The sequence below is a fragment of the Massilia sp. R2A-15 genome (genome assembly GCF_030704305.1).
Taxonomy (GTDB): domain Bacteria; phylum Pseudomonadota; class Gammaproteobacteria; order Burkholderiales; family Burkholderiaceae_D; genus JAFCUW01.
In genome coordinates, this window is record NZ_CP131935.1 from 2,523,171 (window position 1) to 2,540,257 (window position 17,087).

The window sequence follows — 17,087 nt, forward strand, 5'->3', positions numbered from 1 at the left end:
CTGAATTAGTCAAGTTCGCAGATTCCAAACACCCCGCCGTGCGTTTCAGGAGCCGATTCGAGCCGACACGTCATTCGAATAGGCCGGCCTTCCAACTCGCCGTTTTCACGATAGTTGCGCTTCACGAAATACCAGGCTTTGTATGCGTTGCCTTGATACCGGATCATGATGATCTGCTCAGTGAACGGTTCACTCGGCAGCAGAGAAGACAGAAATGAGCCGCGCTCAATCTTTGGAAGGCTGAACTTCCCTTCCGCGTCCGTGGTCGCGTGGTCGATGGCCTGCTCCCGGTGCCAATCAAATGTCCGCTCCAGCACCGCACCCGACACCGGTTTGCCGTAGTGCAGAACCTGGCCGCTCACTTCAGAGAAAATCACGAACTTTGCCATTGCCGTCCCTTTGCCACGCCGATTTGCGGGTGCGTGGTCGAACTCTAAACGCTGAGTCAAAGAGTATCTTAATAATCCGCAAGTCGAAGGGGATCTATTCCTCACGACAAACCGCAATCCGCAGGCAGGGCCGGTAGCCAGGGCGTCGTGTTAGCCAACGGCATGCAGGCTCAGTATGGGTTCCAGCCTTCGCTGGAACGACGGGCTGGCGGGTGTTGCCCCCGTCCAGGCGCACCACCACCACAACAAGGGAGTCAGATTGCGCGGATGGGGATGCTGCGGGCGACGCGGGCGCGCAGCTGGCCGCAGCCGCCGTCGACGTCCTGGCCGGCCGAGTCGCGCAGCTTGGTCAGCACGCCGCGCTGGTGCAGCGCCGCGGCGATCGCCCTCGCCTTTTCCCAGCTGGGACGCTTGAACGCGAGGTCGGGGATCGTGTTGTAGGGGATCATGTTGAGCACGGCGTGCTTTCCCTTCAGTAGCTCGACGATGCCGTCCAGCTCGTCGTCGCCGTCGTTGACGCCTTCCAGCAAGGTCCACTGAAACTGCACCGGGTAGCCGGTTGCGCGCGCGTAGCGCTCGCCATGCTCTACCAGCTCGCGCGGCGTCAGCTTCGGCGCGCGCGGCAGCAGCTGTTCGCGCAGCCCCGGCTTGGTCGTATGCAGCGACAAGGCCAGCGCCGGCTTCACGGTCGATGCCGCCAAGCGCTCGAAGGCGCGCACGTCGCCGACCGTCGAGAACACCAGGTTCTTGTGGCCAATGTTGGCCTCGGTGCCCAGCAGCTCGATCGCCGCCAGCACGTTGTCGAGGTTGTGGGCCGGCTCGCCCATGCCCATGAACACGACTTTCTTCACCGGCCGCTGGCGCCGCGCCAGCACGACCTGTGCGACGATCTCGCCGCTGGTCACTTGCCGGATCAGGCCGTCGCGCCCGGTCATGCAGAACTGGCAGCCCACCGCGCAGCCCACCTGGCTGGACACGCATACGCCGTCGCGCGGCAGCAGCACGGTCTCGACCGCCTGGCCGTCGGCGAGGCCGACCAGCAGGCGCGCTGAGCCGTCTTCGCCCGGATGCGTGCTGATCAGGCGGGCCATACCGTGCAGTTCGGCGTCGAGCGCGGGCAGCGCTTCGCGTACCGGCTTGGGCAGGAAGTCCTGCGGACGGCGCCGGCCCTGGTCGTAAGGCTGGGCGCGCACCCAGTCGCGCAGGATGCGTTGTTCGTGCAGGGGTTGGGCGCCGAGGGAGCGCAGACGGGAGCGGATGGTTTCTAGATTCATGCGGAAAATGGGGTCCGGTCCGCAGGACCAGACCCCGATGAACGGCTGTCTGTGACTCTATTTGACGGTGACTTTGATCGACTTGCTCAAAGGCGCGCCGTACGACTGGTGCGCGCCATTCGCGAACTGCATGGTCAGCGTGTAATTCCCGGGCGGGAGCTTCACTTCAGCCTCCGTCTGGCCTTTGCCGAAATGCAGATGCTTGTCGTCGGTCGGGACCACATCGCCCGCCTTGACGTTGTCGGCGTTAATCAGCAGGTGATGGTGCCCCGTGTTCGACGCCATGTCGCCCGCCGGCCGCACTTCCATGCCCTTCACCGCGAACTTCACCTTGAACGGGCTGGTGACGGTGGCGCCGTCGGCCGGCTCGAGGAAGGACACCGACTGCGACTGCGCCAGCGCCAGGCCGGCGATTCCACTCATTGCAACGGCTACTGCCAACTGCTTGTACGGAATACGCATACCGATCTCCTTCTTTTCAAGGTGGATGAAATCGTCAGTCGTTCTTGATGACGATGCTGGGGAACTTGCTGGTCATGTCCTTGGCCTTCTCGGCGATCTTGACGGCGACCTTGCGCGCGATGTCCTTGTAGACCTGCGCGACCGCACCGTCCGGCTCGGCGACCACGGTCGGGCGGCCGGAATCGGTCTGCTCGCGGATCGCCATCGTCAGCGGCAAGGCGCCGAGGAATTCGACGCCGAAGTCGCGGCACATCTTCTCGCCGCCGCCGTGGCCGAAAATCGCTTCGGTGTGGCCGCAGTTCGAGCAGATGTGGGTGCTCATGTTTTCCACCACGCCGAGGATCGGAATGCCGACTTTCTCGAACATTTTCAAGCCCTTGCGCGCGTCCAGCAGCGCGATGTCCTGCGGCGTGGTGACGATCACGGCGCCGGTGACAGGCACTTTCTGCGACAGCGTCAGCTGGATGTCGCCGGTGCCCGGCGGCATATCGACGACCAGGTAATCGAGGTCGCGCCAGTTTGTCTGCTCGAGCAGCTGCTGCAGCGCCTGGGTGACCATCGGGCCGCGCCACACCATCGGCTCGTCCGGATCGATCATGAAGCCGATCGACGACACTTGCAGGCCGTGATTTTCCAGCGGCTCCATGGTCTTGCCGTCGGTGGTCTCGGGACGGCCGGAAATACCCAGCATCATAGGCTGCGACGGGCCGTAGATGTCCGCGTCCAGGATGCCGACGGAGGCGCCTTCGGCCGCCAGCGCCAGCGCCAGGTTGACCGCGGTGGTCGACTTGCCCACGCCGCCCTTGCCCGAAGCGACGGCGATGATGTTTTTCACGTTCGGCATGATCTTCAGGCCGCGCTGCACCGTGTGCGAGATGATTTTCGAATAGACGTTGGCCTTGATGTTGCCGGCGCCGGGAATTGCCTGCAGCGCGCGCGTTACGTCGGCGCTGATGGCTGCAATTTGACTCCTGGCCGGGTAGCCGAGTTCGATGTCGAGGCTGATATCGCCGCCTTCAACCTTGATGTTCTTGACCGATTTCGATGAAACGAAGTCTTTCTGGGTGTTCGGGTCGATGACCGCCGCCAGTGCCGCCTTGACGTCTTCTGCTGTGATGCTCATGAATATCTCCAGATGTGATGCCGAAGTTTAGCGCAAAACCGCTGGGCCGACTTGCAGGAATGGCAAAGCGCCCCGGCCGGCCATGCGCAAGGACGGCATCCGCTGGTAAAATGCTTATTTTCATCTATCGATAAGCGTATTTCGACCATGACCCGCAAGCTGTTCGTCACCACCGCCCTGCCTTACGCCAACGCAGCCTTCCACATCGGCCACATGATGGAGTACATCCAGGCCGATATCTGGGTGCGCTTCCAGCGAATGCAACGCGATGGCGGCGCCGCGCGCGAGGTCCATTTCGTCTGCGCCGACGACACCCACGGCACGCCGATCATGATCGCGGCCGAAAAGGAAGGCATCACGCCGCAGGAGTTCGTCGCCAAGATCGCCGCCGGCCGCCAGCAATACCTGGACGGCTTCCACATCGGCTTCGACAACTGGTACTCGACCGACTCGCCGGAAAACGTCGAACTGTCGCAGGGCATCTACCGCAAGCTGCGCGACGCCGGCCTGATCGTGACCAAGACCGTCGACCGCTTCTTCGACCCGGTCAAGGGCATGTTCCTGGCCGACCGCAACATCAAGGGCGAGTGCCCGAAGTGCGGCGCGAAGGATCAGTACGGCGACAACTGCGAAGTGTGCGGCGCGGCCTACCAGCCGACCGAACTGGTGAACCCGTTCTCCGTATTTACCGGCTCGACGCCGATCCTGAAGCCCTCGGAGCAGTACTTCTTCGCGCTGTCCGACCCACGCTGCTACACCTTCCTCAAGGAGTGGCTGAACACGCCGGGCCGACTGCAGCCGGAAATGGTCAACAAGGTTTCCGAGTGGCTCGGTGAAGCGGGCGAAAAGCTGGCCGACTGGGACATCTCGCGGGACGCGCCCTACTTCGGCATTCCGATCCCTGACGCGCCGGGCAAATTCTTCTACGTGTGGCTGGACGCGCCGGTGGGCTACCTGGCCAGCCTGAAGAACTACTGCGCCAAGAAAGGCATCGACTTCGACGCGCTGCTGAACGATCCGGGCACCGAGCAGGTGCACTTCATCGGCAAGGACATCGTCTCTTTCCACCTGCTGTTCTGGCCTGCGATGCTGAACTTCGCGCAGCACCCGATCATCGACAAGCTGAAGGTCAACGTGCACGGGCACCTGACCGTCAACAACGAGAAGATGTCGAAGTCGCGCGGCACCGGCATCTCGCCGCTGCGCTACCTGGACCTGAAGATGAACCCGGAGTGGCTGCGCTACTACATCGCGTTCAAGCTCAATGCAAAAGTCGAAGACCTGGACTTCAACGGCGACGATTTCGTGGCGCGCGTGAACAGCGACTTGATCGGCAAGTACATCAACATCGCCAGCCGCTGCGCAGGCTTCATCGCCAAGAAGTTCGACGGCAAGCTGGCCGCCGAACTGTCGCCGACCGCGATGGGCTGGATTTCGAAGGCCCTGAGCGTCGACGGCGTCGAGCGCCAGGCCAGCATCGCCGCCCATTTCGAGAGCCGCGAATTTGGCAAGGCGCTGCGCGAGGTCATGGAAATCGCCGACATCACCAACCAGTACGTCGACGAGAACAAGCCGTGGATCCTGGCCAAGGATGCCGACAAAGCCGCGGAGCTGCATGATGTCTGCACCACCGCGCTGATCCTGTTCCGCCAGCTGACCATCCTGCTGTCGCCGGTGCTGCCGCAGATCGCGGCGCGCGTGGCCGAGATGCTGGGCGATGCGCAGCTGACGTGGGAAGACACCAAGGGCGCGGCCGTGTTCCAGCCGATGCTGGGCCGCACGATCGGCGCGTACAGCCACCTGATGCAGCGCGTGGACGCGAAGATGGTCGAGGACTTGTTCGACAAGCCGGCGGCGGTCGCGGCGCCGGTGGCTGCTGCGGCGGAAGTCGCTCCAGCTGCTGCCAGCGACATCGAAGAACTGGCGCCGGAAATCAAGATCGACGACTTCACCAAGATCGACCTGCGCATTGCGAAGATCGTCAACTGCGAGCAGGTTGACGGTTCGGACAAGCTGCTGCGCCTGACGCTGGACGTAGGCGAAGGCCGCATGCGCAACGTCTTCTCGGGCATCAAGTCGGCGTATCAGCCGGAGCAGCTGATCGGCAAGCTGACGGTGCTTGTCGCGAATCTGGCGCCGCGCAAGATGAAGTTTGGCGTGTCCGAAGGCATGGTGCTGTGCGCATCGGCCGCGGACGAGAAAGCCGACCCAGGCCTGTACGTGCTGGAGCCGTGGCCGGGCGCGAAGCCGGGCATGCGCATCCGCTAACGAGCAAGATGGGGTCAGGTCCGCAGGACCAGACCCCGACTCCGCTCCGCGCCGCGTCAAGCATCGGGGTCTGGTCCTGCGGACCTGACCCCAGCTTTTCTGCCGCGGCTTTAATCCAGGTCGGCGCAGCTCACTCTACCGCGACAACACCGGGGTCAGGTCCGACGGACCTGACCCCATCTTTCTCAGCGCCGCGTGCTGGTTTAGTGGGTCTTGTACTCCACCGCCATGTTATCGTCGGTGATCCGCCACAGTCCCTTCTTCGCAAGATACTCGTCGCGCCTTGGCCGCAGCGGCATCGTCGCCAGCCGGTCAAGTTCGGGCCGATACCCTTCGAACAGCCGCAGGTTCGCCCTTCTCTCCTCCACGCTCATATCGAACGGCGCATCGCTCGCCGCCACGAACGTCAGGTACGTCGTCACGTGTTTGAACACGGTCGCCGCCGTGTACACCACATCCTGCGAACCGGTGGCGTTATAGTAGATCACCCCGCCCGGCTTCAGGTGCCGGCGCGCCATCTCGAGGAATTCCGCCGACAGCAAGTTGGTTGCATTGCTGCGCCAGTAGTACGTGGTGTTCATCACGATCAGGTCGAATCGCTCGTCCGGATGGTTGCGCAGCCATCGCCTTCCATCGTCAATATTCAAATGCACCTTGGGGTCGGCCAGCACGCCCGCAATCTGCGGGTAGTGCCCCATCACCGACGTATATCCCTTGTTGATCTCGACGATCGTCAGCGACTTTACCGGCTGATACGTCGAAATGACCTTGGCCCACGAGCCCGTGCTGAGGCCAATCTCCAGCACCCGCTCCGGCTTGCGATGCAGGCTGGCGATCAGGTAGGCGCGGTCGATCAGGTTCGTATTGAGCAGCGGGTCGAGGTTGTAGCGGCCGTCGTAGATGCCATGGCCGTACATGATGTCCGCATCGGGCTGGTGATCGACCGTGATGATGCCGCTGCGATTTTCCAGCCGGTGCACGAACGCCGGATGATGCGGCTTGCCGAACTGGAGGCGCTCGAGATGGCCGTCGTACAGCCAGCCGTGCAGCGCGCCGGCGACGACGATCATCGCCGCCGCAAGCCCCGCGGCGCGCAGCTTCGACGCGCGCTCCATCGGCAGCGCCGCCAGCAGCGCGAGTAGCAGCAGCATGGTGAGCGCGCTCAGTATCGCGATGTTGGCTTCCAGCGTGAACAGGTCGAGCAGGATGAACCCTGTCGCCAGCGGCCCGAACGTGGCGCCAACGATATTGGCAAAGTACAGCCACGACACCGAGCGCGCCGCGTCAGCCGATTCGCCCGGCACGCCCAGGTGCATCAGCATCGGCAGGATGCCGCCGGTGAAGAAGGCGACGGCGGCGATGGTGAGGTAGGCGACCATCGCGCCGGCGTCCTTCGCCACCCATGCCGAAGTCGCCGCTACAATCGGCAGCGCCAGGTAGAATACGGCGACCGCGCAAAACAGCGCGCGCACCAGGTAGGCCACCGGCCGCCCGTCCGGCAGGCAGGCCCTGCGCGAGTGCAGCGAGCCGGCGCCGATCCCGGTCAGGAAGGCGGCCAGCATCAGCCCGAACACCTGCGGCCGGTTGGCCGTCATGAAGCCGAGCATGCGGAACCACAAAATCTCCTGGCTCAGCGAGATGAAGCCGATCGCCAGCAAGATCGCGCAGACCAGCCCATACGGAAGCAGCGCCGGCCGCGCAGGTTCCGCTTCCGGCAAATCGTCGCCGATGACGCCTGCGCGCGCGATGCGGCAGCTGGCCTCGTAGATGAGCGACGCAGTGGCAAAATTACAACACGCCGCGATCAGCACGGCGCCGTGCTGGCCAGTGAAGCGAAACAGCACCTGCACAGTGAACCACGCCGCCAGCGCGGAGCCAAAGGTGTTGAACGCATACAGCAGGCCGACCGACTGGCCGACGTTGCGCAGGTAGCCTTGCAGCCAGGCCACCAGCACCGGCAGGGTCGCGCCCATCATCAGCGTCGGCACGGCGAGGATTAGGTACACCCACAGCACCAGCGCGCCGGTGGAGGTGTCTCCGGCCGCGTCGCTGACCAGGCGGATCAGCGCCAGGCTGGCCAGTCCGTAAAGGCCGATCACCACTTCGAGCGCGAGGAACAGCCGCAGCAGATGGCGCGGGAAGCGCCGCTGCAGCCAGCCGCCGGCGAGCGCGCCCACGCCCAGGCCAAACATGAAGACCGACACGATCACCGTCACCGATTCGCTGTTGATGCCGAAGGTAGCGAACAGCGTGCGCTGCCAGACCACCTGGTAGATCAGCGCCGAAAATCCGGACACGAGGAACAGCAAGGCGATGTAGCGGGAAGTCGGCGGTGCGCGCATTCTTGCCTTTCGATTAAGGTTGCTGGTGCGATTCTATGCCAAAGCCGGTCGCCAAGTGATCCCAAATGGGGTCAGGTCCGCAGGACCAGACCCCGGAAACGCATCCGGCGCGGGCGCAGAACTGGTTTCACCGCGGCGACGGGGTTTATAATGCGCAGTCTTGATGAGAAATCCGCGCCATGACGCGCCCACATTTGAAAAGCGACACCCTCCATGACTGAACTGACCTCTTTACGGCACATCCCGCAAGCCAACCTGTTTCGCAAAGGCGACGTATTCGTCCTGTTCGGCGAACTGTTCGGCCGCGGCTACGCCAATGGCCTGATCGATGAAGCGCGCAAGGCGGGCATGACCATCGTCGGCATCACCGTCGGCCGCCGCGACGAGAACAACGCGCTGCGCGCCCTGAACGCGGAAGAACTGGCCGAAGCCGAAGCCAAGCTGGGCGGACGCATCATCAACGAGCCGCTGATGGCCGGCTTCGACCTCGACGCTCCCGCAGGCGAGCAGAACCCGACCGAGATGCTGTCCGGGATCACGCTCAAGAGCTGGCAGGAAGACAAGCTGGACTGGGACAAGATCGAGGCATGCCGCCAGGCCGGCGTGCAGCGCTTCTCCGCGTCGGCGGCGATCGTCATGGCCGAGATCGACAAGCTGGTGCCGGACGGCGCCAACGTGTTCTTCGCCCACACCATGGCCGGCGGCATCCCGAAGATCAAGGCCTTCCTGGCGATTGCCAACCGCATCTACAAGGGCCGCGGCGAGCGCTTCATGTCCTCGCGCGCCCTGCTCGACAGCGACCTGGGCAAGCTGATCCTGATGAACTTCGACGAAGTCACCGCCAACACGCTGCAGCACCTGATCACCGCCAGCGCGGCGATCCGCGAGCGCGTGACCAAGACCGGCGGCGAAGTGCGCTACAGCGCCTACGGCTACCACGGCACCGAGATCCTGATCGGCGACGAGTACCAGTGGCAGACCTACACCAACTACACCCAGGGCTACGCGAAGATGCGCCTGGAAAGCGTGGCCGAGGCGGCCTGGAAACAGGGCATCGCCGCGACCGTGTTCAACTGCCCGGAAATCCGCACCAACTCGTCCGACATTTTCGTCGGCGTCGAGCTGTCGCTGTTCCCGCTGCTCAAAGCGCTGAAAAAAGAAGGCGGCGGCGCCTGGGTCGATGAGCAATGGGCGATCTGCCAGTCGCTGCTGGAAGACGGCGTGTCGCTGCAGTCGATCCTCGACACCATCGAGGCCTACAACCAGGACGCGACTTCCGCCAGCTTCCGCAACTTCGAAGCCTGGCCGATGGACAACACGCCGGCGCTGGCCGACGTGATGATCGGCACCTCGGAAGACATCACCAAGCTGCACAAGGACCGCAAGGAATTGATCACCGACCACCTGTCGAGCCTGGTGCTCGAGGGCACCGGCCCGCTGATGTTCCACGCGGCCGCCGAGAAGATCGCACCGGTGCTGTGGCTCAACCACGACATCATCGCCCGCGAGCTGAACGCCCTGCACAAGTAATCCTGTTTTCCCCGGCGCCGCGCGCCGGGGTTCCCCTTCGCGGTAGAATACCGTGTCCGCAACATACTTTCCTGATATGAAACTCTCCAAACAACACGACCGCTACGAATCCGAGCACACCCTGTTCATCAAGAAGCTGAAGGAAGCCAACCCGGAAATCGAAGTGGGCCAGCGCGAAGGCCGCGCCCTGCTGTGGGAAAAGGCGCCGACCGCGCTGTCCGAGCAGCAGCGCAATGCCGAGTCGCGCGTCAAGCAGCAAGCCTACGTCTACCAGAACAAGCTGTAAGCGAAGCGAAACCATGTTGCCAGACGAGGGGACGGCGCTGTTGGCCGAACCCGGCGCCGATGCTGTAGTGTCCGAAGTTGCCGCCACGGCCCGCCTGTACGGCGAGCCGCTGCTGCGCATGCCGACGGACTTGTACATCCCGCCCGACGCGCTGGAAATCTTCCTCGAAGCGTTCGAAGGTCCGCTCGACCTGCTGCTGTACCTGATCCGCAAGCAGAACTTCAACATCCTCGACATTCCGATGGCGCAGGTGACCCTGCAGTACCTGAAGTATGTCGACCAGATCCGTCTGCACAACCTCGAGCTGGCGGCGGAATACCTGCTGATGGCGGCGATGCTCATCGAGATCAAGTCGCGCATGCTGCTGCCGCAGCGGCATCACGACCTGGAGGTGGAGCACGACGACCCGCGCGCGGAACTGGTGCGGCGCCTGCTCGAATACGAACAGATCAAGCTGGCCGCCTACGACCTGAACGCCCTGCCCCAGCTCGACCGCGACTTTACGCGGCCGGAGCTGTTCATCGAGCAGAGCAACGTGCCGGTGTTCCCGCAGGTGGAACCGGGCGACCTGCAGCGCGCCTGGCTCGACGTGTTCAAGCGCGCCAAGCTGACCCAGCACCACAAGATCAGCCGCCAGGAACTGTCGGTGCGCGAGCACATGTCGGCGATCCTGCGCCAGCTGCAATCGACGCGCTTCGTCGAGTTTGCCGACTTGTTCGCCGGCCAGAGCGGCGGCGTGCCGATCGTGGTCGTGCACTTCGTCGCCATGCTCGAACTGGCCAAAGAGACCCTCATCGAAATTACCCAGGCCGAGCCGTTTGCGCCGATATACGTGCGGCTCGCCTATTCGCCGGCGTGACGCCGGCATTACCACTAATATAGAACCACCATGAAAATTATCTCGTCCATCGAAGAATTGCGCGACCAGCTGAGCGGGCAATTGCGCACCGCGTTCGTGCCGACCATGGGCAACCTGCACGAAGGGCACCTGTCGTTGATGCGTCTGGCGCGCAAGCACGGCGACCCGGTGGTCGCGTCGATCTTCGTGAATCGCCTGCAGTTCGGGCCGAACGAGGACTTCGAAAAATATCCGCGCACTTTCCAGAGCGACGTCGAGAAGCTGGAAAAGGAAGGCGTGTACGTGCTGTTCGCGCCGACCGAGAAGGACCTGTACCCGGAGCCGCAGGAGTTTCGCGTGCGTCCGCCGGACGACCTGGGCAACACGCTAGAAGGCGAGTTCAGGCCGGGCTTTTTCAGCGGCGTGACCACGGTGGTGCTCAAGCTGTTCTCGTGCGTGCGCCCGCGCGTGGCCGTGTTCGGCAAGAAGGACTACCAGCAGCTGATGATCGTGCGGAACATGAGCCGCCAGTTTGCGCTGCCGACCGAGATCATTGCGGCCGAGACCTATCGCGCGGACGATGGGCTGGCACTGTCGTCGCGCAACATGTATCTGTCGGAGCTGGAGCGGGCCGAGGCGCCGGCGTTGTACCAGACTTTGAATGCGGTGGCGGGCGAAGTGCGCGCCGGGCACCTCGACATTTTCTCGCTGGAGCGCCAGGCGATGGACGGGCTGGCGCAGCGCGGCTGGGCGCCGGATTACATCTCGGTGCGCAAGCGTTCGGACCTGCAGGTTCCGTCGGCCGGCGATCTGGCGCAGGGTGCGCCGCTGGTGGTGCTGGCCGCGGCCAAGCTGGGCACGACGCGACTGATCGACAATCTCGAGATTTGAACTTCGGCTCATAGGGTCTGACCCGCCGGGTCAGACCCAGGTGTGCCTGTGGCTGATAGAAAAAACCGGGGCAACCCCGGTTTTTTCTTTCGGCGCTTTGAATATGCCCCTATTCAATATTTCGAACTGCCACTGCGCAGCGAAAGCTGCGGTTCATATCTTCCGTCTCCCAACGGCTGGCCAAGAGAATAAGTTTGGATAGATCAAGTCGGACGTCCCTGCCTTTATGACGACTAAGCGGACACGCGTGGACGGCTCGATAGCGGTCTCATTTGCGCGCCCGCCGAAACAGGCGTAACTCCGCAACCAACGCATAAAGCACGAAATCTTTCAGTTGGTCCCGTGCGTCTGTCTCTATCCTGGCGATTTCGGCCTTAGCCTCGGTCGTTCTGCCGGCCGCCGCGAGAAGATCAATCGCGGACACCGTTCGCAGAACAGTGATGGCTGATTGCGGCTCCAGGTATCTGGCGAGCTGCGCATACTCGGCTTCGCCAAACAGGAATTTCACGCTTCCACCTTCGACTGCCAAGGAACCATCACCGCTCGTGCCCCCCTTCTCAAGTATTGCGAGTATGTTGTCCCTGACCGCGCTTAGGAGAACCAGCTTTCCGCGCAATGTGCGCAGTATGAGCCACCGTCGCACATAGACTGCCGCGAACAATCCCGCACAGGCGCCGAAGGTGCTCCATACCATCCAGGAGTAGTCCGAGCCGTGAATTTGCGCGAAGGCGAAGGAGCCACGTGTCGCCAACAGCGGAACCATCCACTCGCTCCAGACGTAAGCCCCACCACGGTACAAGCCCCAGTAGAACACGAGATAAGTGCAGAAAATGCTCCAGAGTACTGCACCCAAGAACGCGACCATGATTCTTCGGTTTGCCTTGGATGAGTCCGGATCTTTTGTCGTAGCTGCTTCCATAGTACCTATGCCCTCGTTGAAGAATGGGAAGTGAGTTCGATCGAAAACGGCTAAATTTCCTATTATTAACTATACGTTGGGGTGCCGATTGAGTTAGGCCAAACACCAGGAATACGCCAGGCGAATTGGAACCGCCGTTCGGGCATGTAATGTGTGACATTTCCGAATTGTTGCTTCCGTGCCAGTCGCGTTAGCGCATTCCACTAAGATTACGACCGAGTTTGAGGCAATGTAAATTCGTTGTCGCTCTGGGGGTGAAACTTGAGGTATCCAGAAATGACATTTCGAAGACGCCAATGACCAAGAATCCTGCCCCATTTCCTCTCGCAGACAGCGTGCGTGGCGATCTTCGGGAAGACGGCGATTTGTCCGACATGCTGAGCGAATTGAGGATCCTGCTGCCGGGAGCGCAGATGCTGACGGCTTTCCTGATCATTTTGCCTTTCAGCGCCGGCGCGCGGCAGCTCATCCAGACTGAGCGGGTGGCATTTTTGGCGACCTTTTTCTTTGCCCTCACCAGCCTGGTTCTGTTGAGCGCGCCGGCCATCCAGCATCGCCTGATGCGGCCCCTCATCAGCCGCGAACGCTTCAAGCGCATGGCTACACGGCAGATCGTGGCTGGATCCTGTGCGTTGGCATTCGCTTTTATACTCGGCACCAACCTGGTGATCTCCGCAGTGTTTGGCGCGTTTCTTGGCCACCTTACCAGCGGAGCCATGGCGTTGCTCATCACCTGCTTGTGGTGCCTGCTTCCGATGTATCTGAAGCGACGGCACGGGTTCTGACGAGAATCGAGGCGCGTTAGCTGAGCAACCCAACGCAGTAAAGCGCGCTCAATATGGGTACCTGCCTCCGCAGGTACGACAAGCTAACTTGTAGAGAATCCCGAAGACACAAAGATTTACAACGGTATTTTCGGTACCGAACAGGTTGTCGATAGCTTGTGGCGAAATCAAAATGGGGTCAGGTCCGCAGGACCAGACCCCGGTTCTGCAAGCCACGCGAATTTTCAGACGCGCGGCCAGCCAGCGCTATCGGTTCAAATTGGCGTTATAGCGCACCTCGGCCTTGCACTCCTGCAGATTTGACTCGGCGTCCGCCATGCACGCCCGATGGGCTTCGTAGCCCAGGTTATTCCGAGGGTTGTTGCAATCGTTCATCTGCCTGTTGGCCGCCGCCGTGCAGTTCTGCAGCGTCGGTCGTTCGCTTCGCCCGGTCTCGACCGTGTTGATCGCATACTGATCGGTCTGTCGCGCCGACGCGGCGACAGGCGCGGCAGCGGACACGCGATTTCCGCCGTTGTAAGTGTCGTCCCGGACGGCCTCGCCATCTGTGCTGGTACAAGTGATGCCGCCGCCATCGATGAAGGCGCAGACGTCGCCCCCTCCGCCGAGTGCCGTGTTGGCGTACGTCGCGTTGCCATTGCGCCGGCGCGCCGCGTGCTTCTGCAGGACTTCGGCCGCGGCGCTGATCCCGGACATGAACGGATAAGGGTCGTAGCTTGCCTTCCAGCTTGCCCGGTCGCCCTGCTTGGGAGAGAACCTGAAAGTGCGCGTGCCGTCGTCGAGGTCCAGGTACTCGATCTGGGTGCCTTTGGTGAGTTCCGCGCTGTTGGCAACCGGTGTGCAGGTGACCGATGCCGCCGCGGCTGCGAGGTAGCACACGTTGACGGAACGGTCGCTCAGCGCAATCCAGCTGGCCGGCGCCGCGCTGACGAAGTCGCCCGGCACGATCTGGCGCACCGTGCCGACCGCGTCGGGGTGCTTGCCGCTTCTGCACGCCGCACCGTCCGCGCAGAATTCGACCCGGCCGCCGTCTTTCAGGGCGACACGCGCCGGTGGTTCCGCGTTACTTGCGGTGCGCGGCTGACCGGCGGGCCGCGCGAGCGGTGACCAGGTTAGCGCTCCAAGAACAGCGATGCCGATTGCTCGACTCGCAAAATGCCGATAAGTCATACCGCCCCCAAGTCAGATTGGGCTTCGTCAAAATGGCGGCCGCCCCACGCAACGAGCAGCCGCCGCCAGTTCGGTTGAACGCACGTTTCGGGCCGCCGTTGTGATGAGGTTCTCCACGGTTTTAGTACGAGGTTTGCACAGGCGCCAGGCTGCGGATCTGGAATTGCTTCCTGTCGTTGAAAAGGAAGGTCTCTGAATATTCGAGGGTGCGCCACGGATACGCAGCCAGGTTGGATGGCGGCGGCAAGGCGCCGGCACGCGCCATCGAGGCCATCGCAATTTCGGATTCGCCTTCGTCGTGACCCGGCTTGCGCTGCACCCACATATTGGTGATCGCGCCGGTCTCGTCGACCGTGATTCGCAGCACTACGACCGCCGGTACGATCGGCGGCAGCTTGCCGCTGAAGGTGTGGCCCGCGTTGGAACGCATGACGTGCCTGGCGGCGTAGTACTTGTATTCGTCGACGCTTTCGAACATGGTCGCCGGCGGGATGCTGTCTTGTTCGGAAGCCTGCGCTGCGATGAGGTCCGGCGACAGGCCATCGGAGGAACTGGCGATCGCCGCGAGGCTGACAAACAGGGATGCACAGGGAATCAGGCGAAGGGACTTGGTGTTCATTTCGACCTCCCACAACGTGTGTGAACGCTGGCGCCCAGGAGAAGGTTCGCGCCGGAACCGAGTGGCATCTCTGTCGCTTTGGACCTGCGGCACGAAGATGGTCTTCAGCTGTTTGACACATCGTTAAGGCGAGGGTTCACACACTTTCGCGTCTGCCGAATCCGCCTTGCAGTAGCTCATGGAACATGGCCGGGAATCTTGATTGCTTGCGCGAGGGCCCGAGCTTGACGGCATCGAGTTGCACTGAACGCGGCGCGCGCATCGACGGGGTGTGATGCTGCGCGCAGGATCGGTATGCAAAGCGCCGCTACGCTACGGCTGCCACCTTGCGCTGTAGCCGCGCCGGCTGGAAGTTGGCCGCGTCGCCGCTGCGAAATGCTGCAACCGGGCCATCGAATTGGTACCCGGTTGCTTCATGCACCTCCCATGCGCCCTCGCCCATCAATCGCAGTACGTGGGTGTGGTGGCGCAGCACCGCGGCGCGGTGGGCGACGCTGATCAGCGTCGTGCCGCTGGCGCGCAGGCGGGCATACAGCGAAGCTTCGTTCGCACTGTCGAGCGCGCTGGTAGCCTCATCCAGGATGACGATGTTCGGCTCATGCACCAGCACGCGGCCGAAGGCCAGGCGCTGCTGCTCGCCGACCGACAACAGCTTTTCCCAGTCATGCACGGCGTCCAGGCCGCCGACGCGCTCGGCCAGCAGCGGCAGATGAACCTGCTTCAATATGTCCATCAGTTGCTCGTCGCTCAGGGCCGACTGCTGGCTCGGGTAGATCAGCTGGCTGCGCAGCGTGCCGGACTGCAGATAGGGCTGTTGCGGCAGAAAAAAGAAATCCTCCATCGGCGGATGATGGATCACACCGCTGCCGGTGCTCCACAGACCGGCAATGGCCCGCAACAGCGAGCTTTTGCCGCAGCCGCTGTCGCCGGTAATGAGCAGCGCGTCGCCCGGCTTCAGGGCCAGCGTAAGTTCCTTGATCAGCACCCGTTCAGATTGCGGCGGATGCAGCGTGAGCGATTCCAGCGCGAGGTGCTCGCCCGGACGTGTCTGGATGCGCGGGTGGGTGTTCTCTTCAACGGCTTTGACTTCGGCGTTGGGCATAACAAGGTTGGACAATGCCTGCAGGCGGTCGATGCCGGCCACGAAGCGGCTCAGGCTTTCGAAGTTGTCGACGATGAGGCCCACGGCGCCGAGCACAGCACTGAACGCCCCGGCCGCCTGGACCGCACGCCCTACTTCCAGCTCGCCCGACAAAACGCCGCCGGCCAGGATCACGGCGGGCAGCACCATATCGAGCCGGCTGAACGCGCGCTGGAACAGGTTGAGGGAACGCTGCTTCTTGATCAGCCTGGCGAAATTCTGGATCACTTTCTCGAACTTGCTGTCGATGTGCGCCCGCTCCTGTTCCTCCCCGCGGTAAAAGGCGATCGATTCGGCGTTTTCTCGCACGCGCATCAGGCTGAAACGGAAATCCGCCTCGCGCCGCAACTGCCAGAAATTCAGGTGGATCAGCGGGTTGCCGAAGACCCAGAGGGCGATCACGGTGCCCGCCAGCGCGTACACCGCCAGCACGCCGACCAGCAAATGCGAGATCGACCACAGCACGGTGCTGAACGCCACCAGCGACATCAATGAGCCTAAAAAGATCAGCAGGAAGTGGATCGACCTGCCGGTGAAGGTGCTGATGTCTTCGGCGATCCGCTGATCGGGATTGTCGATCTCGGCGTTCGAGCCCAGCTCGTAGTATTTGCGCCCTGTCAGGTAGCCGTCGAGGAAGCGGCTGGTGAGCCAGCGCCGCCACTGGTTGGCGAAGAGGTCGCGCATGTAGTAATAGAAAGCGTAGATCGGCACGGCAAACGCCAGCACGAACAGGCAGGCGCGCACCGATGCCCAGAAGCGCTCGCCACTTTTGGCTGCCAGCGCCGAGGTCATCTCGCCGGCCTGGTCGTTCAGCATGACTGCGAACTTGGTTTCGAACAGCATCAACACGATCAACAGTGCCAGCAGGCCCCAGGCCTTCTTTTTTTCGTCTCCAAGCCAATACGGCTTTGCCACCCTGACGAATTGCTTCCATGCGGCGAGCGACAAGGGCGGCACCCGGCGTCTTTTCTTGGGTGCCGGCGGGACCTGATCAGTTACAGCGTCCGTGGTAGCGGAGGTAGGCGTATTCATTGTATTCAATTGCAGAGT

Annotated in this window: 15 protein-coding genes; 6 read left to right on the forward strand and 9 right to left on the reverse strand. The window is 62.5% G+C overall.

Features of this window, described 5'->3' with window-relative positions; all coding sequences use genetic code 11:
* Positions 1-5 precede the first annotated feature (5 nt).
* The 4 genes from Q4S45_RS11590 to apbC all read right to left on the reverse strand — a co-directional run bounded on the left by Q4S45_RS11590 (position 6) and on the right by apbC (position 3,248).
* Positions 6-389, reverse strand: a complete 384-nt coding sequence (locus tag Q4S45_RS11590; RefSeq protein WP_305504277.1) for a DUF6795 domain-containing protein — start codon at positions 387-389, stop codon at positions 6-8.
* Positions 390-643: 254 nt separating this feature from the next.
* Positions 644-1,663, reverse strand: a complete 1,020-nt coding sequence (locus Q4S45_RS11595) for an RNA methyltransferase (RefSeq protein WP_305504279.1) — start codon at positions 1,661-1,663, stop codon at positions 644-646.
* Positions 1,664-1,720: 57 nt separating this feature from the next.
* Positions 1,721-2,125 carry a DUF4399 domain-containing protein gene (locus Q4S45_RS11600; RefSeq protein ID WP_374046031.1) on the reverse strand — a complete coding sequence of 135 codons (405 nt, stop codon included), beginning with the start codon at positions 2,123-2,125 and terminating at the stop codon, positions 1,721-1,723.
* Between the two features lie 34 nt (positions 2,126-2,159).
* Positions 2,160-3,248 (reverse strand): iron-sulfur cluster carrier protein ApbC, encoded by a 1,089-nt coding sequence (gene apbC, locus Q4S45_RS11605; protein WP_305504281.1) that lies wholly within the window; start codon positions 3,246-3,248, stop codon positions 2,160-2,162.
* A gap of 147 nt (positions 3,249-3,395) precedes the next feature.
* On the opposite strand from apbC, the gene metG reads away from it, so the two are divergent.
* Positions 3,396-5,516 (forward strand): methionine--tRNA ligase, encoded by a 2,121-nt coding sequence (gene metG / locus Q4S45_RS11610; RefSeq protein ID WP_305504283.1) that lies wholly within the window; start codon positions 3,396-3,398, stop codon positions 5,514-5,516.
* A gap of 203 nt (positions 5,517-5,719) precedes the next feature.
* On the opposite strand, the gene Q4S45_RS11615 is transcribed toward metG, so the two are convergent.
* Complete coding sequence (locus Q4S45_RS11615) at positions 5,720-7,858, reverse strand: methyltransferase domain-containing protein (protein ID WP_305504286.1); 2,139 nt, start codon at positions 7,856-7,858, stop codon at positions 5,720-5,722.
* Between the two features lie 213 nt (positions 7,859-8,071).
* Here Q4S45_RS11615 and Q4S45_RS11620 point away from each other — a divergent pair, with 213 nt between their 5' ends.
* The 4 genes from Q4S45_RS11620 (at position 8,072) to panC (ending at position 11,403) form a co-directional block, all read left to right on the forward strand.
* The gene (locus tag Q4S45_RS11620; RefSeq protein ID WP_305504288.1) at positions 8,072-9,388 is read left to right on the forward strand and encodes a hypothetical protein; all 1,317 of its coding nucleotides are present in this window, start codon (positions 8,072-8,074) and stop codon (positions 9,386-9,388) included.
* A 76-nt stretch (positions 9,389-9,464) separates the two neighbouring features.
* Positions 9,465-9,674, forward strand: coding sequence for a DUF3460 family protein (locus Q4S45_RS11625; protein WP_305504290.1), 210 nt, complete (start codon positions 9,465-9,467; stop codon positions 9,672-9,674).
* A gap of 13 nt (positions 9,675-9,687) precedes the next feature.
* Complete coding sequence (locus Q4S45_RS11630; protein ID WP_305504292.1) at positions 9,688-10,533, forward strand: ScpA family protein; 846 nt, start codon at positions 9,688-9,690, stop codon at positions 10,531-10,533.
* Positions 10,534-10,563: 30 nt separating this feature from the next.
* Positions 10,564-11,403 (forward strand): pantoate--beta-alanine ligase, encoded by an 840-nt coding sequence (gene panC, locus Q4S45_RS11635; RefSeq protein WP_305504294.1) that lies wholly within the window; start codon positions 10,564-10,566, stop codon positions 11,401-11,403.
* Between the two features lie 268 nt (positions 11,404-11,671).
* Here the strand turns inward: panC and Q4S45_RS11640 are convergent, their stop codons facing one another.
* Positions 11,672-12,322 (reverse strand): hypothetical protein, encoded by a 651-nt coding sequence (locus tag Q4S45_RS11640; RefSeq protein WP_305504296.1) that lies wholly within the window; start codon positions 12,320-12,322, stop codon positions 11,672-11,674.
* 296 nt (positions 12,323-12,618) lie between these two features.
* On the opposite strand from Q4S45_RS11640, the gene Q4S45_RS11645 reads away from it, so the two are divergent.
* Complete coding sequence (locus tag Q4S45_RS11645) at positions 12,619-13,107, forward strand: DUF6328 family protein (RefSeq protein ID WP_305504298.1); 489 nt, start codon at positions 12,619-12,621, stop codon at positions 13,105-13,107.
* A gap of 246 nt (positions 13,108-13,353) precedes the next feature.
* Here Q4S45_RS11645 and Q4S45_RS11650 read toward each other — a convergent pair whose 3' ends face one another.
* From Q4S45_RS11650 to Q4S45_RS11660, 3 genes are all read right to left on the reverse strand, one after another.
* Positions 13,354-14,277, reverse strand: a complete 924-nt coding sequence (locus tag Q4S45_RS11650; RefSeq protein WP_305504299.1) for a hypothetical protein — start codon at positions 14,275-14,277, stop codon at positions 13,354-13,356.
* A 121-nt stretch (positions 14,278-14,398) separates the two neighbouring features.
* Entirely contained in the window at positions 14,399-14,896 is a 498-nt protein-coding gene (locus tag Q4S45_RS11655; RefSeq protein WP_305504301.1) for a hypothetical protein, read from the reverse strand.
* 307 nt (positions 14,897-15,203) lie between these two features.
* Positions 15,204-17,069, reverse strand: coding sequence for an ABC transporter ATP-binding protein/permease (locus Q4S45_RS11660; protein ID WP_305504303.1), 1,866 nt, complete (start codon positions 17,067-17,069; stop codon positions 15,204-15,206).
* Between the last annotated feature and the right edge of the window lie 18 nt (positions 17,070-17,087).